General features: G+C 60.9%; 21 protein-coding genes. 7 read left to right on the top strand and 14 right to left on the bottom strand.

The window, feature by feature from the left end; translation table 11 throughout:
* Nucleotides 1-13 precede the first annotated feature (13 nt).
* From icmH to tssA, 13 genes are all read right to left on the bottom strand, one after another.
* Nucleotides 14-874 carry a type IVB secretion system protein IcmH/DotU gene (gene icmH, locus TU82_RS05520; RefSeq protein WP_057722122.1) on the bottom strand — a complete coding sequence of 287 codons (861 nt, stop codon included), beginning with the start codon at nt 872-874 and terminating at the stop codon, nt 14-16.
* Between the two features lie 5 nt (nt 875-879).
* Nucleotides 880-2,208 carry a type VI secretion system baseplate subunit TssK gene (tssK, locus tag TU82_RS05515; RefSeq protein ID WP_057722121.1) on the bottom strand — a complete coding sequence of 443 codons (1,329 nt, stop codon included), beginning with the start codon at nt 2,206-2,208 and terminating at the stop codon, nt 880-882.
* Between the two features lies 1 nt (nt 2,209).
* Nucleotides 2,210-2,695, bottom strand: coding sequence for a type VI secretion system lipoprotein TssJ (gene tssJ, locus TU82_RS05510; protein WP_057722120.1), 486 nt, complete (start codon nt 2,693-2,695; stop codon nt 2,210-2,212).
* Between the two features lie 5 nt (nt 2,696-2,700).
* The gene (gene tagH, locus TU82_RS05505; protein ID WP_057722119.1) at nt 2,701-3,891 is read right to left on the bottom strand and encodes a type VI secretion system-associated FHA domain protein TagH; all 1,191 of its coding nucleotides are present in this window, start codon (nt 3,889-3,891) and stop codon (nt 2,701-2,703) included.
* Nucleotides 3,892-3,911: 20 nt separating this feature from the next.
* The gene (locus TU82_RS05500; RefSeq protein ID WP_057722604.1) at nt 3,912-4,043 is read right to left on the bottom strand and encodes a hypothetical protein; all 132 of its coding nucleotides are present in this window, start codon (nt 4,041-4,043) and stop codon (nt 3,912-3,914) included.
* A gap of 81 nt (nt 4,044-4,124) precedes the next feature.
* A complete protein-coding gene (locus TU82_RS05495; RefSeq protein ID WP_057722118.1) occupies nt 4,125-5,657 on the bottom strand; it encodes a sigma-54 interaction domain-containing protein in 1,533 nt (510 codons plus the stop codon).
* Nucleotides 5,654-8,092 carry an AAA family ATPase gene (locus tag TU82_RS05490; RefSeq protein WP_057722117.1) on the bottom strand — a complete coding sequence of 813 codons (2,439 nt, stop codon included), beginning with the start codon at nt 8,090-8,092 and terminating at the stop codon, nt 5,654-5,656. Before TU82_RS05490 ends, TU82_RS05495 begins: the two co-directional genes overlap by 4 nt.
* 12 nt (nt 8,093-8,104) lie before the next feature.
* Nucleotides 8,105-9,112 (bottom strand): type VI secretion system baseplate subunit TssG, encoded by a 1,008-nt coding sequence (gene tssG, locus TU82_RS05485; RefSeq protein WP_057722116.1) that lies wholly within the window; start codon nt 9,110-9,112, stop codon nt 8,105-8,107.
* The gene (tssF, locus tag TU82_RS05480) at nt 9,076-10,863 is read right to left on the bottom strand and encodes a type VI secretion system baseplate subunit TssF (RefSeq protein ID WP_057722115.1); all 1,788 of its coding nucleotides are present in this window, start codon (nt 10,861-10,863) and stop codon (nt 9,076-9,078) included. Before tssF ends, tssG begins: the two co-directional genes overlap by 37 nt.
* Nucleotides 10,853-11,254 carry a type VI secretion system baseplate subunit TssE gene (gene tssE, locus TU82_RS05475; RefSeq protein WP_057722114.1) on the bottom strand — a complete coding sequence of 134 codons (402 nt, stop codon included), beginning with the start codon at nt 11,252-11,254 and terminating at the stop codon, nt 10,853-10,855. The genes tssF and tssE overlap by 11 nt, the downstream gene beginning before the upstream one ends.
* Nucleotides 11,255-11,268: 14 nt before the next feature.
* Nucleotides 11,269-12,750, bottom strand: a complete 1,482-nt coding sequence (tssC, locus tag TU82_RS05470) for a type VI secretion system contractile sheath large subunit (RefSeq protein WP_057722113.1) — start codon at nt 12,748-12,750, stop codon at nt 11,269-11,271.
* Nucleotides 12,751-12,765: 15 nt separating this feature from the next.
* Nucleotides 12,766-13,275: a type VI secretion system contractile sheath small subunit gene (tssB, locus tag TU82_RS05465; protein WP_057722112.1), complete on the bottom strand. Its 510-nt coding sequence runs from the start codon at nt 13,273-13,275 to the stop codon at nt 12,766-12,768.
* Between the two features lie 23 nt (nt 13,276-13,298).
* Nucleotides 13,299-14,852 carry a type VI secretion system protein TssA gene (gene tssA, locus TU82_RS05460; RefSeq protein ID WP_057722111.1) on the bottom strand — a complete coding sequence of 518 codons (1,554 nt, stop codon included), beginning with the start codon at nt 14,850-14,852 and terminating at the stop codon, nt 13,299-13,301.
* A gap of 478 nt (nt 14,853-15,330) precedes the next feature.
* Between tssA and TU82_RS05455 the strand changes: the two genes are divergently transcribed.
* A complete protein-coding gene (locus TU82_RS05455) occupies nt 15,331-15,846 on the top strand; it encodes an Hcp family type VI secretion system effector (RefSeq protein WP_057722110.1) in 516 nt (171 codons plus the stop codon).
* A gap of 49 nt (nt 15,847-15,895) precedes the next feature.
* Here TU82_RS05455 and TU82_RS05450 read toward each other — a convergent pair whose 3' ends face one another.
* Nucleotides 15,896-16,717 carry an aldo/keto reductase gene (locus TU82_RS05450; RefSeq protein ID WP_057722109.1) on the bottom strand — a complete coding sequence of 274 codons (822 nt, stop codon included), beginning with the start codon at nt 16,715-16,717 and terminating at the stop codon, nt 15,896-15,898.
* Nucleotides 16,718-16,823: 106 nt separating this feature from the next.
* On the opposite strand from TU82_RS05450, the gene TU82_RS05445 reads away from it, so the two are divergent.
* The 6 genes from TU82_RS05445 to TU82_RS05420 all read left to right on the top strand — a co-directional run bounded on the left by TU82_RS05445 (nt 16,824) and on the right by TU82_RS05420 (nt 23,364).
* Nucleotides 16,824-17,318: a DUF1543 domain-containing protein gene (locus tag TU82_RS05445; RefSeq protein WP_057722108.1), complete on the top strand. Its 495-nt coding sequence runs from the start codon at nt 16,824-16,826 to the stop codon at nt 17,316-17,318.
* A 114-nt stretch (nt 17,319-17,432) separates the two neighbouring features.
* Nucleotides 17,433-17,714, top strand: a complete 282-nt coding sequence (locus tag TU82_RS05440) for a peptidylprolyl isomerase (RefSeq protein ID WP_057722107.1) — start codon at nt 17,433-17,435, stop codon at nt 17,712-17,714.
* 128 nt (nt 17,715-17,842) lie between these two features.
* A complete protein-coding gene (locus tag TU82_RS05435; RefSeq protein WP_057722106.1) occupies nt 17,843-19,702 on the top strand; it encodes an extracellular solute-binding protein in 1,860 nt (619 codons plus the stop codon).
* The gene (locus TU82_RS05430) at nt 19,702-20,760 is read left to right on the top strand and encodes a microcin C ABC transporter permease YejB (RefSeq protein WP_057722105.1); all 1,059 of its coding nucleotides are present in this window, start codon (nt 19,702-19,704) and stop codon (nt 20,758-20,760) included. Before TU82_RS05435 ends, TU82_RS05430 begins: the two co-directional genes overlap by 1 nt.
* Nucleotides 20,760-21,782 (top strand): ABC transporter permease, encoded by a 1,023-nt coding sequence (locus tag TU82_RS05425; protein ID WP_057722104.1) that lies wholly within the window; start codon nt 20,760-20,762, stop codon nt 21,780-21,782. Before TU82_RS05430 ends, TU82_RS05425 begins: the two co-directional genes overlap by 1 nt.
* Before the next feature lie 10 nt (nt 21,783-21,792).
* The gene (locus TU82_RS05420) at nt 21,793-23,364 is read left to right on the top strand and encodes an ABC transporter ATP-binding protein (RefSeq protein WP_057722103.1); all 1,572 of its coding nucleotides are present in this window, start codon (nt 21,793-21,795) and stop codon (nt 23,362-23,364) included.
* Nucleotides 23,365-23,395 lie beyond the last annotated feature (31 nt).

The following is a 23,395-nucleotide window of genomic DNA, read 5'->3' as shown; positions in this document are numbered from 1 at the left end:
TGCTCCCTGCGTTTTACAAGGGCGTCCGGGTAAGCTGCGACGCCGAAAGTTGAAGATTCTGCAGCGCGCTCGCTCTTTCTCGCGCCAACACCCAGGAGAACCCCGCGTACATCGCGAGCAAGCAGCACAGCGTTAAGGCAACAAGCCAGCGGGCAGGCATGACGCGTATGCGCTTGCGCCGCGCATGCGCCTGCCCGACCGGTAAAACCGGCGCCGACGATGGGTTGCCACGCACCTGCCGGATCTGTCGATACAGGCCATCGCGAACGGCCTCGAGATGCAGCATCCCCCGCTCCATCACTCGAAACTTTCCTTCAAACCCCAGGGCCAGGCACAGGTACACCAGCTCCAGCATCGCCACGTGTTTTACCGGGTCTCGCGCCAGGCGTTCGAGCAACTGGAAGACCTTCTCGCCGCCAAACGTCTCGTGGTGAAAGCGGCTCAACAGGCTCATCTTCGACCAGTCGCTTCGAGCACCCCACGCCGTGGTGACGACTGCTTCATCGATCAGGCTGCACAATACGTAGCGCGCCGACATGACCTGAGTGTTTTCAACGCTTTCCTGCAAGGCGCGGGTTTCGAACTGAGTCACCGCTGATGACAATCGATCGTTGATCGTGACGAGGTTTTCACGACCGGAGCAGTCCTTGAGCTGGACCACTTGCGACAATACCTCCCAAGCTGCGACTACCAGCGGATTGAGCGTTGTTGTGAAGCGGTGTGCGCCCAACGCCTGGCTCGCGTAGATCATCCGATCCTGCAACTGCTCGTAGCGTGGCGGTGAGGGGAACTGCGTAAGCGAGCCTTGTGCGGGCCCATGGCCGTCGCGGTCGAGCAGGACGGTTTTTTCATCCTGAAAATATTCACTGTCCATGGCATTCAATTCCTGATGGCCCAGAAGGTCAGCTCAAGTGCGGAAAACTCGCCCCCCACATGGAAAGCGAACCCACCCGACTGCTGCAGTTGCGCGATGTCGCGGGCAGTCATATCCAGCATGAAATAAGTCTTGCCGGCATGAAACGGGATCTGGCGCGGCGCTACGGGCAATGGCTTGACCTTGATACCCGCAAGGTGCAGGTTGACCAGTTCGCGTATGCGCTCAACGGGGCCGACTTTCAGATGCGCTGGCAGGCGTTGGCGCAATTGCTCCGAATCAGACTGCGCGGTGGCCGCCAGAATGAACGTCGCAGTTTCCAGCAATTTCAAGTCGCTTATCGGGCAAACCAATACGCCGTACTGGCGCTGTTGCAGCGTCAACTCGACAGAGTGTTGTTCCAGCACGACCGACAGCACCCCACGGACAGCCTCCATCAGCCCACGAAAGCTCGCCCCCTGGTCAGCGTGCCGGTAATGCACATCCAGCTCGGCGCGCCTGCTATCGCTGGCAAACGTCGATAACTCGCCGAGCAGCGCCAGCAGTGCGCGGAATACCGCCTCAGGGCGAACCCGGGCTTGGCTCAAGCAATGGCGCAGCGCAAGCTCGGTACGATTGATGACTTGCAGCATCAGAAAATCGCCGACCTGTGTGCCGGCGGCGGTGCCCTCCCCCTTGATCCGGGTCGCGATGGCATCCCCTCGCGATGCAAGCAAGCCGATCACCTCCTTGAGACAAGAGGCTACATACCCGCGGTCCTGCATAAAAATGAATGTAGGGACGAACGCCGCGTCCAGGCGCACGCCGCCCACATCGGTAGACTCCAGCACCTGTGCGACCTTGAGCGTGACGAAACCCTGCTCCCTGTGCTGCTCACCCAGCAGGAGACGCAAATCAGGCCGCGCGCACTGAATCCGGCAACGAGAGTCGGTCCCGGCATTCGAATCGCCTACCTCCACTTCACAACTGAGGTAGCGCGCCATGACATCGACCTGCTCCGGTTGACGGGCTTCAATCTGATTGTCGGTCGCCAGCAATAGCGCCAGGTAAACGGCCTGTTCCCCGGCGTTGGCGGGCACCTGTAATACCAGGGGTTCCATGGCGGCACCGTGGACGAACAGGGTGCCGTCCGGCAACACACCGCTGGCCTGAGTGACCACCAGCTTGCCGAGGTTGAGGTACTGCACATCGAGCTCCAGCGTGAGGAACCCCCAGGCATCAGGGCCCAGCAAACGCGTCTGGTTGAGCTGTTGCTGGTAATGACGGTCGTTGTGCTGCAAGTGCTGTGGCCGCAACAGCATGCCTTCCTGCCAGATGACTTTATGTACGTGCATGTCACTGCACCTCCTTGTCGGAACGCGGGTCGGCCAGCCGTATTCCGTCCTGGTCCAGCACCAGTTCGGCCCGGTTCAGTTGCTGGGCGGTGAGCGGAACGAGCAGCCGCCATTGAACGTGCGGCAAGTCTCGATAGGCCGCCAGCACGCCCACAAAATGACTGCCTGGTTCGATCCTCAACTTGAGTACCAGTCGATCGCCCGGGCGCAGTTCAACTTCCTCACTGCTCACCCAATCCTTTGGCAATACCTGCTCGGCGTTGTCATACAGGCTGAAGAAGTCGGCGTTCTCAAAGGCAGCGCCATGGCGCAGTTCAATCAGCTGCAGCACGACCGGCGAAGGTCGACCATGAAGGTCCGGGTTGAGGTGCTCATTGGCGGTCAGTACCAGGTCCAGTTTGGTCAACGTCGAGAAAGGCGATAGGGCGCTGCAGCCAGTCAACAGGCCGAGCATGAGCAACGCAGATATGAGGGTGGCTCGAGACATGAACGTCATCCTGGATAATCGCTGTGCAGGGTTGAGATCAGGCGCACCTGTTCCTCATAGGCCCTGACGAAGTCGCTGCCCAGCGGTCGCTCGTCAAACCGCTCATCCGCTGCCGTGCGCCGGTAGTGACGCAGGTATGCCCGCCAGCGCGCACCGTCGGAACACCATCGGGGAGTTGCGTCCTGAAATTCGGTGCACTCCAGTAAATGGCCTGGCGCGAAAGCGCTTCGCGCGTTACGCAGCGCACTTCGGCAGGCGCTCAGCAACGCGACCTGATGCGCTTGAAGCGCCCGATGCGCCTGGGTTATAGCCTGTTCGCCAGACAGCGGGGCTGCCGCCGCCATGTCCAATATCGCGGTCACGGCCGCGTCGGTATCGACACAACTGTGCAAGGGGTTCCGGGCGGTGCCCAACACGTCGGCAGGCAGCGTTGCCAGTTCGCCTTGCAATGCTTCACAGGTGCGCAGGCTGCTTTGCAGCCGTTCCACCTCAAGCCGAAACAAGCGCGCCACCTTGATCGCCAGCGCCTCTCGGGCGGCGCTGTCAAGCCTGCCCAGGTCAAACCCCAGCGCCGCCGCGAACGCTATCCAGAAGGCGTCGTCGGACAACGCTGCCATCGCGACCGGCTCAACCACAGGTATCGCTGTGACGGGCTCGACCCGGCGTGGTATTGCCACATGCTCGCGGTCGGCGGCATGCCGATCCGCCCATGCTCCGAGCTCGCCGACGCCCGCGCTCAACGCCAGCAGTTCATCCGAGACGCTAAGCCGCAGGTGCTCAAGGTCCAGCGCCTGCAATGGGTCCAGCGCCAGGAAAGCATCATCGGGAATCGGTACACCCGTGATGACCGGCTGCTCATCGAAGGGCTGAGCGGGTTCCATCAACCGGGCGCGTACCGACAGCGCTCCCAGCTCGAACACGTCGCCATCCTCGATCAATCGCGCCTGCCCCTTGCGCAGTCGTTCGCCACTGCCTGGCATGCCGATACCGTTGCTGCTGATATCGGTGAGGAAGTAACGTCCTTCCCGACAGCCCACCAGGGCATGGTGGCTGGAGAGCAAGCGGCTGGGATCGTGGATTACCCAGTCACAGCCGGAGCCACGGCCAATCACGCCGCCCACGCCGTCAAACACCTTGCGCACCGTGCACGCAGGACTGGCGCCTGCGGCCTCACATACTTCAAGCATCAGTTGCATGGTCAGGCTCCCTCCTCTGTTCAGCGCCCACGGATCACCGCCTGAGGCTCACCCAAAGGCCGGTATTGGGCGTCATCGAATACATAGTTGGCGTTACAACCGCCGAGCAGACACACCACAAGCACGACAAGGTGCCAGGGACGATCAAGCATCAGGTTTCTCCTCGTTGAAAAGGCGCGTCGATGCCTATCGGTGGCGGCGGCGCTGATCCGGACAATCTTCAGGTGCACCATTCAACGCTCCCCACTGGCATCGCCGCAGGCAATGTTCAAGCGCGCAAGTCGGTACAGCAGCGTGCGCCGTGCAACACCCAGCTCACGCGCCGTACGGGTGCGGTTGCCGCGATTCTTGTGCAGGCAATCGAGCAGGAACACCCGCTCTACCCGCTCCATGCGCTGGCGCAGCGTTACATCATCAGCGGAGTTCGCTACCGACGCCTGGGGCAGCGACAGGTGTACCGGCAGAATCACGTTGTCGTCACACAACAGAACGGCTCGCTCCACCAGGCACTTGAGCTCACGCACGTTGCCGGGAAAGGAATGACTCGAGAGTTGATCAAGGGCGATGTTGGACCATTGCACAGGCGTCCTCCCCAGGCTTGCGCACGCCTTGTCGGCGAAATGCCGTGCCAGTTGCAGCACATCTCCGTCCCGCTCGCGCAAGGCGGGCAACCGGATGGGGAACTGGGCAAGCCGGTAATAAAGGTCTTCGCGAAAACTGCCTTCGGCGACCATGGCCGCCAGGTCGCGGTGAGTGGCCGCGATGATGCGCACATCAACCTTATGCGCGGCACTGGCACCCAACGGGCGAATCTCGCCTTCCTGCAATACCCGCAACAGCTTCGCTTGCAGGGACAGCGGCATATCGCCGATTTCATCCAGCAGCAAGGTGCCGCCATGGGCGGCGTCGAACAGCCCGGCATAATTGCGCTCGGCACCGGTGAACGCGCCTTTCCGGTAGCCGAACAGCTCACTCTCCAACAAGCCTTCCGGGAACGCCGCGCAGTTCTGCACCACGAACGCCTTGGCCGCACGCGGCCCCGCCAAGTGGATGGCCCGAGCCACCACTTCTTTGCCGGTGCCGGTTTCTCCGCGCAGCAGGACGGTATAAGGGGTATGCAGCACCTTGCTGATCAATTGGCAGGTTTGCACCATCGCTGCGCTGCTGCCAATCAGGCCATAGGTAACGGTCGCCGGGACTTCGCGTCCTTGCGGTGCAACAGCCGGCACCCACCGCAGACTGCGCAGCAGGGCCAATTGGTGCAAGGCGAAGCTGCCGAACTGGCCCAGCGAGCACGCGTAACCTCGTAACGCGGCCGGGCGTTGAGCGGCGCATAGCAGCACGCCAGTGACCGCGTTGAGGCGGTTGAACAGCGGTACACTCAACAGGGTGCGCCACGGTGACGCGAGCGCTGGCAAAAAAGCCGTGTCGTAGGGGCTGCTTTGCACATCATCCACACTGATGGCGGCGCCGTGGTCCACTGTGTCGCGCAGCAAAGCCACCTGTTGCAGATCGATACCCGCAGCCGCAACCGCCAGCACAGGCGTCGTGGTCAGGTGCTGGGCGATCAGATCAAGCCGACCAGTCGCTTCATCAAGCCGGTACAGCTGGCTGAGTTCACAGTGGCTTATGTGTGCCGAAGCTGAAACGCACGCACCGGGCAATGAAGCGACGTCAGTGTCCAGGCCTATTCGCGTGAAACAGTCGAGCAAGGCGCTGGCATGGGCAAGCGGGTCAGGCAGTTGCTCAAGGCTTCCTCCCGTCATTGGCTGAACTCACAGACAGGCAGACCGTTGCCATCCAATCGGGCATGCACCGAGGCAACCGGCGCGTCCACGGCCATGGCGCCGAGCAGGCCATCCACCATCTGCGGTAATAAATGCCGCTCGATCCACTGGTCGATGTACCGCGCACCGCTGTCGCTGTCGGCGCAACGCTCGGTCATGTGCGCAACCAACTCATCAGACCAGGTGAACGCCAGTTGGCGCTGGTACAGCCGCTGGCCAAGGCTCGCAAGTTTGAGTGCGACCACCTCGTGCAGTACCTTCTCCCCGATCGGGTAATACGGTACGACACGCATGCGGGCGAGCAATGCGGGCTTGAAGTGGGCCCGCAGTACCGGGTAAATCGCGTCTTGCAGCACCTGGGGGTCAGGTCGTTGACCGCCTGCGCAAAGCGCGTTGATACAGTCGCTTGCCAGGTTGGAAGTCATCAGCAGCACGGTGTTGCGAAAGTCGATTTCCCGCCCCTCGCCATCATTGGCGCGGCCTTTGTCGAAGACCTGGTAAAACAGGTTCAGCACCTGCGGGTCGGCTTTCTCCACCTCGTCGAGCAGGACCACCGAATAGGGACGCTGGCGTACGGCTTGGGTCAATACCCCACCCTCGCCATAACCGACATAACCCGGTGGCGCACCGATCAATCGGGAAAGCGCGTGCTGCTCCTGGTATTCCGACATGTTGATCGTGGTGACGAACTGCTCACCGCCGTACAAGAGATCGGCCAGCGCCAGTGCCGTTTCGGTCTTGCCGACACCGCTTGGCCCCACCAGTAGAAACACCCCGACAGGTGCATCGACCTTCTCAAGCCCTGCGGCGGCCGCGCGCAAGGCACGATCCAGGGCCTGCACTGCGTGCTCCTGACCTAGCACGCGGGCGCGCAAGGCTTCGGCAAAACCCAGGACTTTTTCGTTCGGTTCGAGGGCCAGTTGCTCAATGGGAATACCGGTCCACGCGCTGATGACCTGGGCAACGCCACGCGGGCATACCTCGGGTTTCACCAACGCTTGCCCACCCCGCTCAAGCCAGTCCCGCTCCAGTGTCAGGCGCTCGTGCTCGAGGGTTTCCAGGCGCAGCTTCAACGCCTGCAAGGAATGGGCATCCACGGGCAAACCGAGCTCGGCGTCTCGCTCCAGCGCCCGCGCCTGCCGCTGGCCCTCGATCAGTTCGGCGCGTAGCGCCTGCAATGCCTGCGGCGGCATGGCCTGACGCGCACGCACACTGGCACAGGCGGTGTCCAGCACGTCCACTGCCTTGTCCGGCAGCTGGCGGCCTGCAAGATAGCGTGCGCTCATGCGAGCGGCCGCCACCACCGCATCATCACGCACGTACACGCCATGACTCGCTTCATAGGCAGGTACCAGCCCCCGCAGAATCGATACTGCCTGTTCGACACCAGGCTCCTCGACCAGTACCGGCTGGAAGCGTCGCGCCAAGGCCGGGTCCTTTTCGATGTACCGCTTGTATTCCGACCAGGTGGTGGCGGCAATCGTACGCAGTGCGCCGCGAGCCAGCGCCGGCTTGAGCAGGTTGGCCGCGTCCAGGCCTCCCGGCTGGCTGCCAGCGCCAATCAGGGTATGGGCTTCGTCGATAAACAGGATCACCGGCTCCGGTGATGCGTTCACTTCATCAATCACCCCTTTGAGGCGCCGCTCGAATTCCCCTTTGAGGCTGGCCCCCGCTTGCAGCAAGCCCATATCGAGGGTCAGCACGCGAACCGCTTTAAGGGCATCGGGTACCTGCAAAGCAACGACCTGCAACGCAAGCCCTTCGACGATCGCCGTTTTCCCTACCCCAGCCTCCCCCACCAGAATCGGGTTGTTCTTGCGCCGCCGCAGCAGAATATCGATCAGCTGACGTATTTCACGCTCGCGACACAGCACGGGGTCTATCCGGCCCTCACGGGCCTGTCGGGTGAGGTCATGGGTAAAGCGCTGCAACAGCGACTCGTTGGCAATCGGCTGATTCTCGCAGGGCTGGCTCTTCAGGAAATCACGCAGTCTGGTGCTGTCCAGTCGGCTGAGCACAGCGTAATACCTGCTGCCGGCGTGCTCCAGCGGATGCTGTAAAAGTGCCAGCAAGAGCGCACCATGATCGACAAAACGTTGACCCAACTCCACGTGCGCAACCATCACCGCTTGTTGTAACCACAGCACCAGGGCCCGGGCTAACACCGGGTTGCGTGTAGCGCTCTGCTCACTCCTGGGCTGTAAGGCTGCTTGCAGTTCACCCATGGGAACGTCGGCATCGGACAATGCCTTGGCCATCAACCCAGCGGGATGCTCGAGCAAGGCCAGGAGCAGATCCTCCACCAATACTTCATGACCGCCTCTGGTCATGCAGCGCTCGGCAGCACGCGTCAGGTCCCGGCGGGTCTGGTCCGTCAAGGTACGGATCAGTTGTTGCAGGTCAACATTAATCATGCGCATCAATCCTTAATGAAAATGCCCGGCGAGCGTGATCGCACCCTCTGCTCGCTCATGTTCCAGCCAACTGGTCCAACCCAGGCGGCACACATTGTTCGCGCCGATGTGCAGCGCCCGGATTTCGTCGGGCGCCAGCACCAGGCGCAGGTCAAATTGCAGCGCGTCCGGCGCGGTCAGACGCACCAGCGAACACGCCGGGGCATACGCCGTTCCCGTGGGGAGAAAATCGTGAAAACGCTGCCAATCCAACGCAGTGATATGCACCCTGAATTTGCCGCTGCGGTCAGCGATCCGGCGTCCCAGCACAAGGTCCTGACCAAGCGCACAGTTGGCGCGGCCCAAGTCATTGCGCTGCGACTGCGCGAGATCCACCCTGCGCTCGACCCATTGTTCGATGAACACCGGGGCATGCTTGAAGTAGTACCGCAGCACGGTCTCGATCAGCGCAGCCGAGTGCGTTCGCAGACTCAGAAGCCCAAGGTAAGGCAGCAAGCGCTTGCAATCGAGACGCGAGGCGTTCCGGATCGCCTGACTGCCGAGGCCGATCAGCGCAAACATCTGCTGTGAAAACGCATCACTGGCACCCTGTTGAAAACAGGCCCGGTAACGGTATTTTCGCCAGATCGGTAACATCAAACGGTGCAGTCGGTGGTGGAACATATCGAGAAAATCCCGCGTGGGATTGCCACCTGTCCGCTCCGCAAATGCCTGCTCAGCATAAAACGCAGGCAAGGGTGAACCCGCGCCGAACAACCCGAGCACATTGATGCGCAGGCGCGCCCGCAAGGTCCCGTGCTCCGTAAAAAACTCCACACGGTCAATATCGTGTCCCGCAAACCCCAGGCCTGGATTGGCCTGGAATTCCAGCAGGTCGTACAGCGCATCCTCATCCAGCCGTGGATGAGCCCGGCTTAAACATGCAACCACCTGCACCACCGCCTGGAATAGCGTGTATTCGCGGATGACACGGCAAAGCTCGGTCAAAGCAGGGGTTGCTGCCCCATCTGGAACGGCCATAGATACACGTCTCCTTGTGTGCTGATAACTCGCAACTCGTGATAGGAATTGAGGCTGGCGTACAGCGCAAAAAACTGATTGAGGACCGAAGCGAACACGAACAGGTCGCCTTGGCCGGCAAACCCCATGGGGTCCACCGTCAGGTCCACCCGCAATCCGCGAATCGGCAGGCCACGGTGCAAGCGGTCAACCGCTTCATGCTGGATGGCGCGCAGCGCGCCCAATTTCTTGCGACTGACGCTCATCGCCTGGCGATCGTGATAGCGAGGCAAATCGTAGGCTTCGAGAATCACCTTCAGCGCGTTGATATCGGTCAGTGAGAGATAATTGAGCGACATGTTGCTGATCAGCTTCCACAGATAATCCTGGTCCAGCGGCGGCGCAAAACTGGCGGTTGGCGCGGTGATATTGCGAAACGTCAAGGACTCAGGGGTGTGCTCGCCGGGCTGGTTGATTTCACCGGCCCGTAACTGGCGCGGCAGTCCGGCATTGGTGCACGTCAGCTCGATCGACAGGGTTTCCGGGCCCTCCTCGCGGCGTCCGCCAAACCCTATCCAGGTGGCCAGCCCGTCATGCTGTACCGAAGGCCGTTGACGGATACTGAAGCTGGGGATCGCGCCCGTAGTCTGCAGAGCACCGTCATGCTCGAACGATTCAAAGGGCACGTACGTCTGATACCCCAAGCCACCGGGGCGCCAGCCGGTAACACGGTCAACCGAAAACACAGCGGCGTTCCCCGGGGAGTATTCCCCCGGCAACAGAAGGTACTCATCCTGTTTTCCGTCCAGCCGAATGGGTATCGCATCCTGATTGAACAGGTTGACGACAGGCGTGCAGTACAGCTTCACGTTGTCCAGTGTGGGACGCGCAAGCGCACGGCCCTGCCCGCGCAGCTCGAAGCGCAGCACCATGGCGTGTGCCTGCTTGAGCACCTCCTGGGGAAACCGATGGAGCGCAGCCAACCCTTCGATATCGACAAACAAGTACTTTTCGGGGAACGTGAAATATTCCTGCAGGTGGCGATAACCACAGAAGGTGTTTTGCGGGTAAGGAATCAGTGCGTGTTCCTGTGCAAAACCCACCGGCCGGACCTGGCTGGCGCTGAGCCGTAGCGTCGCAGGCTGATCATCGACGCCCTTGACCGGCAAACCGTTCTGGTCCAGCAGGTGCAGATGAATACCGTCCAGATGGCGCAATAAGCCGAGGTACAGGCCTTGGCTGACATGACGGTCTCCAGCCAGGTGCAGGCGCAACGAATCGAATGCCAACGCACTGAAATTGCCCTCTGCGCTCAGGGCCAGGCGCAGGTCCAGCCAGTCCACTGCCCCCTGGCAGGTGTAATCCAGGCTCCGAAGTTGCAACGCCATGACCTCGGTGGCATAGCAGGTTCTGAAACGGCAACGTTCACCTTTGATGGGCAGGCTTTCCACCGCGGTATCCCGTACCACTCGAACGCTGGGGCCGGCACATTTCAACGGGTCGAACTGCAGGATGCTCAGGGCTGGCATTGGCCGCATGTAGTTGGGCCATAACAGATGCATCAAGGAATGCGTCAATTCGGGCAGCTCGTCATCCAGCTTCTGACGCAGGCGCGCGGTCAGAAATGCAAAGCCCTCCAGCAATCGCTCCACATCCGGGTCCTGACCGGCCTCGGCGAGAAACGGTGCCAGGGCCGGATTGCGCTCTGAAAAGCGCCGCCCAAGTTGCCGCAGGGCACTGAGTTCGCTTTGAAAATAGTGGTTAAAGGCCATCTGCGCAGACCTCCACCTGCCCTGCATCCGTCAGGCGCGCATGAAACACAACAGGTTGGGTGCCACCTTCAATGAGCAGCCCGGCATCAATGGCAAATGCCAATGCCAACGTTTCATGCGTGCGGGGCAGCACCCTGACGCGCACCTCCACCAGTCGTGGTTCGTAGGCCTGGATGAAGCGCTCGATCAGCAAGCGCGACTGGGTCAGCGACTCATGCAGGCTGAGCCGCATGTCATTGAGATCAGGCAAGCCGTAATCCGGCAGCGTCTGCACGCTGCCTGCACGGGTGCTGAGCATTTTCGTCAAGTGCGTGGCGACGGACGTCACGCGGCACATGCTGGCGGGCGCGTCGGGCTCAAGACGCTCAAAAAGGCTGTTGTGGTGGCGCATTCCCTGGCCTCGTCTCATTCTTTGTCGAGCTTGCCGACAAGGGACAAGGTGAAATCCGCGCCCATGTACTTGAAATGCGGCCGTACGCTCAAACTGACGCGGTACCAGCCCGGGTCACCCTCGACATCACTGACGACAATGCGCGCTGCGCGCAATGGACGCCGCCCGCGCACTTGCGCACTGGGATTTTCCTGATCCGCCACGTATTGGCGAATCCACTTGTTGAGCTCCAACTCCAGGTCGGTCCGTTCCTTCCACGAGCCCAATTGTTCACGCTGCAGAACCTTGAGGTAATGGGCCAGACGATTGACCACCATCATGTAAGGCAACTGGGTGCCGAGCCGGTAGTTCAGTTCGGCTGCCTTGCCCTCTTCACTGATGCCGAACGTCTTGGGCTTCTGCACGGAACTGGCGGAGAAGAAGGCCGCGTTGTCACTGCCCTTGCGCATGGTCAGGGCGATGAACCCTTCCTGCGCCAACTCATATTCGCGCCGGTCTGAAACCAGTACCTCGGTAGGAATCTTGGTTTCAATCTCACCCATGCTCTGGAAGTGATGCAACGGCAGGTCCTCGACCGCCCCACCGCTCTGAGGGCCGATGATATTCGGGCACCAGCGAAAGCGCGCGAAGCTGTCGGTCAGGCGCGTAGCGAAGGCATAAGCCGTATTGCCCCACAGGTAGTGCTCGTGGCTGTTGACCACAGTTTCCTGGTAGGCAAAGGTTTTGACCGGGCATTCAAGGGGGTCGTACGGCGTGCGCAACAAGAAACGCGGTACCGTGAGGCCGATGTAGCGTGCATCTTCGCTCTGGCGAAAGCTCTGCCACTTGGCAAACTGCGGGCCTTCGAAATGATCCCTGAGGTCCTTGAGGTCAGGCAGGCCGGTAAAGCTTTCCAGGCCAAAGAAGCCTGGCCCGGCCGCCGCAATGAACGGGGCGTGGGCCATACCGGCAACACCGGCCACGTATTGCATGAGTTTTACATCAGGCGCACTGGGCGACAGGAAATAGTTGGCGATGATCGCCCCTACCGGCTGCCCGCCAAACTGGCCGTATTCGGCACTGTAGATGTGCTTGTAGAGCCCCGACTGGGTAATTTCCGGGGAATCCTCGAAATCGTCCAACAGGTCCTGCCGCGAGACATTCAGCACTTCTATCTTGATGTTCTCACGGAAGTTGGTGCGCTCGACCAGCAGTTGCAAGCCTCGCCAGGCCGCCTCCAGTGCCTGAAAGTCCGGGTGGTGCAGAATCTCATCCATTTGCCGGCTGAGCTTGGCATCGATCTCGGCGATCATCCGGTCGACCAGACGTTTCTTGACCGGTTCTTCGCGGTTGTGGGGCTTGACCAGCTCTTCGATAAACGCCGCCACACCCCGCTTGGCAATGCTGTACGCCTCGTCATCGGCATTCAGCAGCGTCTGGGCAATGATGCTGTCGAGAATGCTGCACTCGGCGGTGGCTTTTGGCAGGGGCTTCGGGGTGTACTGGGTAGTCGTCATGGTGTCAGTGTCCTTTTACTGAATGGGTTCGGCATCGGCGCTGCTCAGCCCCAACTCGGCCAGCACCCGAGTACGGGAGTCGTCGTCGGCCAGCGCCTGCTCAATGGCTTTACGAAAGCTCGGGGTGTTGCCCAGCGGCCCCTTGAGCGCTACCAATGCCTCTCGCAGCACCATCAGCTTTTGCAACTGCGGTATTTGCTCGACCAGGTTGGCGGGGTTGAAATCCTTCATCGAGTTGATACGGACCTGAATCGCCAGATCTTCAACGTCAGCTTCTTCCTGAAGGCGATTGGGCACGCTCAACGTCAGGTTCAGGGCCTGTTTGGCCAGCACCTCGTCGAAGCTGCTCCTGTCGATTCCGATAGGCTTGCGGTCCTCAAGCTTGCGCGGGTCCTCGCGTTGTGAAAAATCCCCCAGCACCAACAGTTTCAACGGCAGCTCGACCTCCTCCTGAGCACCGCCGACGGCGGGTTTGAAGGTGATATTGATACGTTCCTTGGGTGCTACCGAACCGTCTTTGGCCATGATGTTTCTCCTTTTGATGATTTTTATTCGAGTACCGCTTCCAGATCGAACTGGCACAACCGGCGGTGCGTGGCGTCCTTGCTTTCGCGCACGGCATGGCTTTGTGGCAACAGGTCATAGCAGCGGTACAACAGCCGACTGACGTGCAGGGCCAGTTCCGGCTCCCAGCGATCCAGGCCCGCGCGCTGTAATTCGAGGTCAAGCTGTTCCAGCTGGATCCTGCCCAAGTCCGGCTTGCCCGCCCCCACACACAACCTGGCCAGCGCCAGCCGCCAGTGAAAACATGCGCGTTCACCGCACGCGTTCTGCAAACCTTGCTTGAGCACGCCCACTGCTGCCTTGAGCCCGTCCTGGCGCAAACTCGGCATGACCGCCTGCAAGGCGGCTTCCCAAGGTTCGCTGCCGACATCGGCGACAGCATTGAAAGGCTCGGGTTTGTGCAGATGGCACATCACGTGGAGCCTGATCCACTCACAGGTCGCCGGGGCCGCAAACGGCGTACCGTCGTCGAAGCGCAATTCAGGCAGGTTCGGCAAACGTTGCAATAACAGCGCGAAACTCATTTCCAGCTCGGCCATTGCCTGGCTCGCATGCAAGGCGTCAAGGCACTCCCAGACCATGCGCAGCCCATCGAACCAGAACAATGCGCCCGCCAGACTGGCCTCGAGTTCAAGCAACAGCTCGGCGTGATGGCCGTGGTTGAGACGATCCTGGTAACGTTTAAGCTTGTCGGGAGCCAGCGGGCGCAATGCCGTCAACCCCTCACTGTTGGCATCGGGATAGTTGACGAGGCTCAGCCAGGCCAGAGTGCGTCCCAGACGCAGGGCCCGCAGGTCGGTGGCATTCTGGCGCAACCACCAGGTACATAACGTATGGCCCTGCTCCTGTAAGGCGCGCAACGCTTTGTGGGCATCCTTTTCGTTGCTGATGGACGGTTCAGGCTTGAGCGGTCGCATGCTCGCCTGCCTGACCTGGGCAACGACGCCCGCGATGCCCGCCGGCTTCACTTCACCTTGCGTGGCGCGCGCCAGACGCTGCGCCAGTTGGCGCCGGCTCGGCAACAACAACGGGGCGTCGCCACCCAGGTACTCGTTCAATAGCTCATCAAGGCGCACGAGGTGGTCATGCAACGCCCGGAATATGGGCAACTGGTCGACAAGCGACAGGTTTTGCGAAAAGAGCGGGTCAAGGCGCGCCACCAGCCAACCCAACGCGGCAACGCGGGTGCGTGGCTTGGTGGGATAAACCTGCACCCAGTGATGCTCACAGAGATAAACCAGCAAAACCAGGCCGGCCAGCAACCCGGCAAATGAATCACGCTGATGCAGTGCCCAGGTGAGCCACACAGCGACGCGCAGATCCTTGGATTGCTCACGCAGCAGGCGCTCGCTGATTTCGCAGACCTGCTGCCAATCCGGCAGGCTCGCGCCATGTATCGATTGTGTCCTGGCGACCTCGGCTTCCACGGCTTCAAACTCACTCGAAAAACGCACGTCGTTGCCGGCGAAGTTCCCTGGCGAACAAGGGGTACGTGCGAGTTCCTGGTAATAAGCGCAGAGCTTTTCTGAATGAACCATTTTGGGCCGCACACAACTAATAAGGCTGAATAGGCAAACTTGATACCGCAAGAAAATACGTACCAGAGTTCCGCGTGACCTGCGTTCAAAACGCAACGAAGTGAACGAACCTTAGCCACCCTAAAAACAACCAGCAAGCCGCAGATCGGGACTTAAGGAATTTCCTACAGGCCTCTAAAATCATAGCCTGCGCAATGTTTTGCACACTTAATAAACTGAAAAAACCTCCAACCCTCCCCATATGCGCTTAATCACTCATTTATCACCATGAGCAATTAGCTGCGCACTTACGTGCAACTTAAATACAAAATACACTGCAAAAAAAACCATTACATTCCCACCTATTAAACCCTACAACTCTATCGTCTTGATTTCATTGACCCCCGCACTTTCAGGCACGCTTTTTGTTATAGGCATTTGCCCGCCCGGCAACCTCGCCGTTCGGGAACACCTACTCAATCAGACAAGGACACCCGTCATGCCAACACCCGCGTACCTCTCCATCACCGGCGTCAAACAAGGTTTGATTACCGCAGGTACATTCACCCAGGACTCGGTAGGGAACATTTATCAGGAAGGCCATGAGGATCAGATCCTGGTGCAGGCGTTTGCGCACCAGGTGATCATTCCCCGCGATCCGCAATCGGGCCAGCCCACCGGCCAGCGCGTGCACAAACCGCTGATGATCAGCAAGGTTTTCGACAAGTCCTCGCCCCTGCTTTTCAGCGCATTGACCTCGGGGGAAGAGGTGTCATGCCGGCTGGAATGGTTTCGTACCTCATCGGCAGGCACCCAGGAGCACTACTTCACCGTTGAGCTGGAAGGCGCGACGATTGTGGACATCCAGTCGCGCATGCCCAATTGCCAGGACCCGGACAACGCCCATTTCACCCATCTGGAGGACGTGTATTTCAGCTATCGCAAGATCGTCTGGACCCATGAAGTAGCCGGCACGTCAGGCGCGGATGACTGGCGCAGTCCGGTGGCCGGCTAACTGCGGCGCAGGCGGGAACGGTCCAGGGAAGGCACCGTTCCTGCCGACATTACACCATCGCCAGCGGGTGCTTGCGCTTGGGCGCGCCAAACACGCGATCAATCGCGTCCAGGTCATGCTCGTCCAATATCAGCTTCGCAGCGGCGGCGTTTTGCCGTATGTGTTCGGGTGTCACGGCCTTGGGGATGGCGATCACGCCGTCCTGACGCAAGACCCAGGCGAGCGCGACTTGCGCGGGAGTGGCCTCATGACGATGGGCGATCTGCTTGAGCGTCGGGCTCGCCAACAGCGCACCGCCCTGGGCAACAGGGCAGTAAGCCATCAGTGGCAAATGGTGCTGTTGCCACCACGGCAGCAGGTCGAATTCAATGCCACGCTCTTCAATGTTGTAGAGCACCTGGTTGGTTGCACACACGGGGGATGCCAGTTCCTGCAGGTCTGCCACATCAAAATTGGAAACACCCCAACGGCCGATCTTGCCCGCTTCGCGCAAACGCTCGAACGCTTCGACCGTTTCTTCAAGAGGGTACTGGCCGCGCCAGTGCAGCAGGTACAGATCGATGTAGTCCGTGCCCAGGCGCTGAAGGCTCGCTTCGCAAGCGCGGGGCACGCCCGTGCGGCTGGCATTATGCGGATAGACCTTGCTCACCAGGAATACCTGGTCGCGCCTGCCCTTTATAGCCTCGCCGACCACCTCTTCCGCACCGCCTTCGCCATACATTTCGGCGGTGTCGATCAGGGTCAGGCCCTCGTCGATGCCCAGTTGCAATGCGCCAACTTCGGCGCGGCGCCGGTTCGGGTCTTCGCCCATGCGCCAGGTGCCCTGCCCGATGACAGGGACGGGAACGCCGGCCAGATCGATGGTGCGCATGACAACCTCCTGATGAATTGGCGAATTAACAGTGTGGCATTGACCGGACAAAAGGGTTCAATCGCAGTATGGTTGGCCTTTGCTCATTCGCCAGGAATCACTCGCAATGCTGTTTGTTGTCATGCTCGGGGGCAAGCATCCCAGGGCCCGGATCGAAGTACACGATGTGGCGTTTGCCGTGGCGGATACGCTGCAAGCCACCTACCCGCAATTGCGCGACGCCTGGTTTGGCAGCCCCAAGGGCGTGCACATCGATTCGTGGATGGCGGTCGATGGTGTCGACGGCTGGAAGGTCGAATTCAGCCAACTGGCGCCGCACGCCGATGCACCGCACTTGTATTTCATCAACCTCGGCGGTTATGAGGCCGACAGCTTTGGCGAGGCCCATCACTACCTGTTGCTGGTCGCGCGCGACAAGCGCGAAGCGATGAGCATGGGCAAGCAGCGGATGTTGCGCCACTGGTCCCAGGCCCACACCGACGCGGTCATGGACATCGACGACTGCCTGCCCATCGACCTGGTGGACGGCCGCTATATCCATCTGGTCAAGGGCCCGCACGCCCCCATCGTCCAGCAGAACGACTACATCGTTCTGGCCTGAATCGCGCATGCCAGGCCGTTCCTCACCCGGTCAGGCAAGCCGGTGGAACTTTGCCGGGAAATAACCGCCTGAATCCGGTAGGCTCACCGTTTTTCACTTAAGGAGTTATTTCCCATGGCCAAAGCCACCGCCCGCCACATCCTCGTTTCCACTGAAGACAAGTGCAACGAACTCAAGACCCAGATCGAAGGCGGCGCTGATTTCGCAGAAGTCGCCAAAGCCAACTCCAGCTGCCCGTCCAGCCGTCAAGGCGGTGACCTGGGTTCGTTCGGCCCGGGCCAGATGGTCAAGGAATTCGACAGCGTCGTCTTCAGCGCCCCGGTCAATACCGTACAAGGCCCGGTGAAAACCCAGTTCGGTTATCACCTGCTGGAAGTCACCAGCCGCCAGGACTGATCGGTCCGTGCTGATGCTGTAAACAACGGCCCGCCATTTGGCGGGCCGTTGTGCATGTGATGACTGGCGACGCTTAAGCCGTTAACGTACCGCTCTCTATTTTTGTTCATCCGCGCTCAAGGCTGATAATGCGATTGGCTTTTCCAAAACTGTTCAGCATCACCCTGGTCCTGTTCATGACCGGCACCGCCGTGATCGCCGCACCACAAGCCTCCCTCACGGTGTACGGCGAGCCGGCCAAATATCCCGACGGCTTCAGCCATTTCGACTATGCCAACCCGGATGCGCCCAAAGGCGGCAGCCTGCGCCGTTCCGCCCTGGAGATCGGGCGCTTTGACCATGTTTTGCCGTATATCGACAAAGGCATCGGTGTGTCCCAGGTGGATGGCTGGCTGTATGCGCCCCTGGCCCAGCGATCCCTGGATGAGCCCTACACCGTCTACGGCCTGGTTGCGCAAAAAATGGAGCGCGCCGACGATGGGCTGTCGCTGCGTTTCTATCTCAATCCCAAGGCGCGTTTTGCCGATGGCACACCGATCACCGCCGAAGACGTGCGTTACAGCTTCGATTTATTGATGACCCAAGGCAGCCTGCGCTTTCGCACGCTGTTTGCCGACGTCAAGCATGTCGAAACCGAAAGCGAGCGTCAGGTGCGTTTCGACTTTTCCAGCAATGAAAACCGCACCCTGCCCCTGGATATCGCCACCCTGCCGGTGTTTCCCGAGCATTGGTGGAAGACCCGCGACTTCGCCAACGGCGGCGGCTATGAAGCGCCGCTGGGCAGTGGCCCGTACAAGGTCAGCAAGATCGACTCCGGCAATACCATCACCTTTACCCGCGACCCCGATTGGTGGGGCAAGGATTTGCCGGTCAGCCGTGGCCTGTACAACTTCGATCACCTGAGCCTGGAGTATTTCGGCGACACCGAAGTGGCGCGCCAGGTGCTGCGCGGCGGCGCCTACGATTTCAACCGGGAGTTTTCCGCCACCGGCTACTCCATCGGCTATAACGGCCCGGCCCTTGACGATGGCCGCCTGCAGCGCGCACATCTGGCCAAGGAGATGCCGCAACCGGCCCAGGGCTATGTGTTCAATGTGCAAAAGCCGATGTTCAGGGACCGCCGTGTACGCCAGGCCCTGGCCATGCTGTGGGATTTCGAATGGGCCAACCGGCAGATGATGCGCAATCTGTACATCCGCCAGCAGAGCTTTTTCTCCAACAGCCCGCTTGCCGCCACCCAGTTACCGACCCGGGAAGAACTGGCGATCCTTGAACCCCTGCGCGGGCAGATTCCCGATGAAGTGTTTACCCAGGTGTTCAAGGCCCCCGTCACCGATGGCAGCGGTGTGATCCGCGACAAGCAGTTGCAGGCCCTGGCCCTGCTGGAACAGGCGGGCTGGAAGCCTGACGGCGACAAACTGGTCAACGCCGAGGGCGAGCCGCTGGAGTTCACCTTCCTCAATGCCCAGGCGGGTGTGGAGCGTCTGCTGCTGCCGTACAAACGCAACCTGGCGCAAATCGGTATCACCTTGAATATCCGCCGCATCGACGCCTCCCAATACGTCAACCGCTTGATGGCACGGGATTACGACATGATTGTCACCGGCTTTCCGGTCACGGCATCGCCGGGCATGGAGCTGTACAACTTCTTCGGTTCCGCCGCCGCGTTCGATCCGGGAGCCAACAACTACATGGTGCTGCAGGACCCGGCCGTCGACAGCCTGGTCAAGGGCCTGGTCAAGGCCGATACCCAGGCGCAGATGCTCACCTACGCCCACGCGCTGGACCGGGTGCTGCAATGGAACTACCTGTGGATTCCCAACTACTACCCGCCCGGCACTTCCGCGGCGTGGTGGAACCGCTTCGGCCGCCCGGCCATCGAGGCGAAAAACGATGAAGCCCTGGAAACCTGGTGGGAAGTCAGCCCGACGCCGCTGACAAACGAACAGATGCGCGCCAAGCTGGAAAAACGCGGGGGCGCGCGCTGATGTTTGCCTATATCGTGCGACGCCTGCTGCTGATCATCCCGACCCTGGTGATCATCCTGCTGGTCAATTTCGTCATCGTGCAGGCCGCGCCGGGCGGCCCGGTCGAACAAGCCATTGCCCACCTGCAAGGCATTGGCGGCGGCGGCGTGGCAGGCGCTGCCGGCGAAGGCATCAGCGGCTCGCGGGCCAGCCGCGGCCTGGACCCGAAACTGATCAAGGACATCGAAAAACAATACGGCTTCGACAAGCCTGCGCCGGAACGTCTGTGGCTGATGCTCAAGAGCTACGCCCGACTGGACTTCGGCAACAGCTTTTTTCGCGGCGCGACGGTGATCGACCTGATCCTGGAAAAAATGCCTGTCACCATTTCCCTCGGCCTGTGGGCCACCTTGATTACCTACCTGGTGTCGATCCCCTTGGGGATACGCAAGGCGGTGCGCCACGGCAGCAGCTTTGATGTATGGAGCAGCACCGCCATCGTGATCGGCTACGCCATGCCGGCGTTCCTGTTCGCGATGTTCCTGATCGTGGTGTTTGCCGGCGGCACTTCGCTGAACTGGTTCCCGGTGCGCGGTCTGGTGTCGGAGAATTTCGAAGAACTGAGCACCGTGGGCAAGATCGCCGACTACTTCTGGCACCTGGTATTGCCGGTCACGGCGCTGGTGATCGGCGGGTTCGCCACCTTGACCATCCTCACCAAGAACTCGTTCCTCAACGAAATCACCCGACAGTACGTAGTGACCGCGCGCGCCAAGGGCTTGAGCGAACGTCGCGTGCTCTACGGCCATGTGTTTCGCAACGCGATGCTCCTGGTGATTTCCGGGATTCCCCAGGCGTTCATCAGCGTGTTCTTCGCCGGTTCGCTGCTGATCGAGGTGATTTTCTCCCTCGATGGCCTGGGCCGCATGAGCTATGAGGCAGCCGTGTCGCGGGATTACCCGGTGGTGTTTGGTTCGCTGTTTATCTTTACCCTGTTCGGCCTCTTGATAAAACTCATCGGTGACCTCTGTTACACCCTGGTGGACCCGCGTATCGACTTTGCCGCGAGGAACGCCTGATGCTCGATCTGTCTCCCGTGGCGCGTCGGCGTTTCGAGCGATTCAAAAAGAACCGTCGCGGCTGGTGGTCCCTGTGGCTGTTCATCGGCCTGTTCATCCTGACGCTGGGTGGCGAGTTGATCGCCAATGACAAGCCTCTGGTGCTCAGCTTCAAGAACGAGCTGTATTTCCCGGTGTTCAAGCGCTACACCGAGCAGCAGTTCGGTGGGCAGTTGCCGTTCCAGGCCGACTACCGCAGTGACTACGTGCAAAAGCTGGTAAAGCAGGACGGCGGCTGGATGCTGTTCCCGCCCATCCCCTTCAGCGACGATACCCCCAACTACGAATTGACCCGCCCTGCCCCCAGCCCGCCGTCGACGGTGAACTGGCTGGGCACCGATGACCAGTCGCGGGATGTGCTGGCGCGGGTGATCTTCGGCGCGCGGGTGTCGATCCTGTTTGCCCTGGCGTTGACCGCGATCAGCGCGGCCATCGGCATCGCCGCCGGGGCGTTGCAGGGTTACTACGGCGGCTGGGTGGACTTGCTCGGCCAACGCATCCTGGAGGTGTGGTCGGGCCTGCCGGTGCTGTACCTGCTGATTATTCTGTCGGGGTTCGTCGAGCCGAATTTCTGGTGGCTGCTGGGGATCATGGCGCTGTTTTCCTGGCTGGCCCTGGTGGACGTGGTGCGCGCCGAGTTCCTGCGCGGGCGCAACCTGGAGTACGTCAAGGCCGCACGCGCCCTGGGCCTGGGCGACGGCAAGATCATTGCCCGGCATATACTGCCCAATGCCATGACCGCGACCTTGAGCTACTTGCCGTTCATCCTGACCGGGGCGATTTCGACCTTGAGCGCCCTGGACTTCCTCGGCTTCGGCATGCCGGCCGGCAGTGCTTCGCTGGGTGAGTTGATCGCCCAGGGCAAGCAGAACCTGCAAGCACCGTGGCTGGGCCTGACGGCATTTTTCACCCTGGCGCTGATTTTGTCGCTGCTGGTGTTTATCGGCGAGGCGTTGCGTGATGCCTTCGACCCTCGCTCATGAGTGATCGCGTATGAACCTGATTGAAATCCGTGACCTGTGCGTGGCGTTCAGCGGCCAGACCGTGGTACGCAACGTGAGCCTGGACGTACGCCCCGGCGAATGCCTGGCGCTGGTTGGCGAGTCCGGCTCGGGCAAGTCGGTGACCGCCCATTCGATCCTGCAATTGCTGCCCGAAGCCGGCGCCCACAGCACAGGCTCGGTGAAGTACCGCGGCCAGGAGCTGATGGGCGCATCGCCTGCGGCCCTGCAAAAATTGCGCGGCAACCGCATTGCCATGATTTTCCAGGAGCCGATGACCTCGCTGAACCCGCTGCATACGGTCGAAAAGCAGATCGGCGAGACCCTGCTGCTGCACAAGGGCCTGGGCGGCAAGGCGGCGCAGGCACGCATCCTCGAGCTGCTCGACCTGGTGGGCATTCAGACACCCCGGGAGCGGCTCAAGGCCTATCCCCATCAACTCTCCGGCGGCCAGCGCCAGCGGGTGATGATCGCCATGGCCCTGGCCTGCGAGCCGGAGCTGCTGATTGCCGACGAACCGACCACCGCGCTGGACGTAACCGTGCAGCGCAAGATCCTGCTGTTGCTCAAGTCCCTGCAGCAACGCCTGGGCATGTCACTGCTGCTGATCAGCCATGACCTCAACCTGGTGCGCAGCATTGCGCAGCGGGTGTGCGTGATGCGCGCCGGAGAGATCGTCGAGCAGGCCGATTGCCAGACGCTGTTCACCGCGCCCCGGCATCCTTACAGCCGCCTGCTGCTGGACGCCGAACCTTCCGGCGATGTGCTGTGCAGCGAAGAACGCGAGACGGTCTTGCAGGTCGATGACCTGACGGTGCAGTTTCGCCTCGGCGGCGGATGGTTTCGGCCCAAGACCTACCTGCGCGCGGTAGACGGCATCAGCCTGAGCGTGCAACGGGGCAAGACCCTGGGGATTGTCGGCGAGTCCGGCTCGGGCAAGTCCACCCTCGGCCAGGCTATCTTGCGCTTGCTGGACTCCAGCGGCAGCATCTGCTTCCAGGGCCAGGCCCTCGACCCGCTCAACCATCAGCAGATGCGTCCGTGGCGCAAGCAGATGCAGGTGGTGTTCCAGGATCCCTATGGCAGCCTCAGCCCACGCATGTCGGTGCAGCAGATCATCAGCGAGGGCCTGCAAGTGCATGCCCCGTGCAGCCTCGCCGACCGCGAGGCGCAGGTGATCCAGGTGCTCAAGGATGTAGGCCTGGACCCCGCCAGCCGCCATCGCTACCCCCATGAGTTTTCCGGGGGCCAGCGGCAACGTATCGCGATTGCGCGGGCGCTGGTGCTCAAGCCGGCGCTGATGCTGCTCGATGAACCCACCTCGGCGCTGGACCGCACGGTACAAAAACAAGTGGTGGCCTTGCTGCGCGAACTTCAGGAGAAATACGGTCTGACTTACCTGTTCATCAGCCATGACCTGGCGGTGGTGCGTGCGATGGCCCACGATATGATCGTGGTCAAGGACGGCAAGGTGGTGGAGCGCGGCGCCAGTCATGAGGTCTTTGAGTCGCCGCAACACCCCTACACCAAAGAATTGCTGGCCGCAGCCCACATCCCCCTGTAGGAGCGAGCTTGCTCGCGAAGAAATTGAATGC

Source organism: Pseudomonas orientalis, assembly GCF_001439815.1.
GTDB lineage: Bacteria > Pseudomonadota > Gammaproteobacteria > Pseudomonadales > Pseudomonadaceae > Aquipseudomonas > Aquipseudomonas orientalis.
This window is presented reverse-complemented; position numbering and strand designations above follow the sequence as displayed.

Excerpts from the sequence above, each read along its gene's own strand:
- tagH (WP_057722119.1), bottom strand. The coding sequence starts at position 3,891 with ATGCAACTGATGCTTGAAGTATGTGAGGCCGCAGGCGCCAGTCCTGCG.
- tssA (WP_057722111.1), bottom strand. The coding sequence starts at position 14,852 with ATGGTTCATTCAGAAAAGCTCTGCGCTTATTACCAGGAACTCGCACGT.
- TU82_RS05420 (WP_057722103.1), top strand. The coding sequence starts at position 21,793 with ATGAACCTGATTGAAATCCGTGACCTGTGCGTGGCGTTCAGCGGCCAG.
- TU82_RS05490 (WP_057722117.1), bottom strand. The coding sequence starts at position 8,092 with ATGATTAATGTTGACCTGCAACAACTGATCCGTACCTTGACGGACCAG.
- TU82_RS05500 (WP_057722604.1), bottom strand. The coding sequence starts at position 4,043 with ATGCTTGATCGTCCCTGGCACCTTGTCGTGCTTGTGGTGTGTCTGCTC.
- TU82_RS05445 (WP_057722108.1), top strand. The coding sequence starts at position 16,824 with ATGCTGTTTGTTGTCATGCTCGGGGGCAAGCATCCCAGGGCCCGGATC.
- tssK (WP_057722121.1), bottom strand. The coding sequence starts at position 2,208 with ATGCACGTACATAAAGTCATCTGGCAGGAAGGCATGCTGTTGCGGCCA.
- tssE (WP_057722114.1), bottom strand. The coding sequence starts at position 11,254 with ATGCGCCACCACAACAGCCTTTTTGAGCGTCTTGAGCCCGACGCGCCC.
- TU82_RS05455 (WP_057722110.1), top strand. The coding sequence starts at position 15,331 with ATGCCAACACCCGCGTACCTCTCCATCACCGGCGTCAAACAAGGTTTG.
- TU82_RS05440 (WP_057722107.1), top strand. The coding sequence starts at position 17,433 with ATGGCCAAAGCCACCGCCCGCCACATCCTCGTTTCCACTGAAGACAAG.
- tssC (WP_057722113.1), bottom strand. The coding sequence starts at position 12,750 with ATGACGACTACCCAGTACACCCCGAAGCCCCTGCCAAAAGCCACCGCC.
- tssB (WP_057722112.1), bottom strand. The coding sequence starts at position 13,275 with ATGGCCAAAGACGGTTCGGTAGCACCCAAGGAACGTATCAATATCACC.
- TU82_RS05425 (WP_057722104.1), top strand. The coding sequence starts at position 20,760 with ATGCTCGATCTGTCTCCCGTGGCGCGTCGGCGTTTCGAGCGATTCAAA.
- tssJ (WP_057722120.1), bottom strand. The coding sequence starts at position 2,695 with ATGTCTCGAGCCACCCTCATATCTGCGTTGCTCATGCTCGGCCTGTTG.
- TU82_RS05435 (WP_057722106.1), top strand. The coding sequence starts at position 17,843 with ATGCGATTGGCTTTTCCAAAACTGTTCAGCATCACCCTGGTCCTGTTC.
- icmH (WP_057722122.1), bottom strand. The coding sequence starts at position 874 with ATGGACAGTGAATATTTTCAGGATGAAAAAACCGTCCTGCTCGACCGC.
- tssF (WP_057722115.1), bottom strand. The coding sequence starts at position 10,863 with ATGGCCTTTAACCACTATTTTCAAAGCGAACTCAGTGCCCTGCGGCAA.
- TU82_RS05495 (WP_057722118.1), bottom strand. The coding sequence starts at position 5,657 with ATGACGGGAGGAAGCCTTGAGCAACTGCCTGACCCGCTTGCCCATGCC.
- TU82_RS05450 (WP_057722109.1), bottom strand. The coding sequence starts at position 16,717 with ATGCGCACCATCGATCTGGCCGGCGTTCCCGTCCCTGTCATCGGGCAG.
- tssG (WP_057722116.1), bottom strand. The coding sequence starts at position 9,112 with ATGGCCGTTCCAGATGGGGCAGCAACCCCTGCTTTGACCGAGCTTTGC.
- TU82_RS05430 (WP_057722105.1), top strand. The coding sequence starts at position 19,702 with ATGTTTGCCTATATCGTGCGACGCCTGCTGCTGATCATCCCGACCCTG.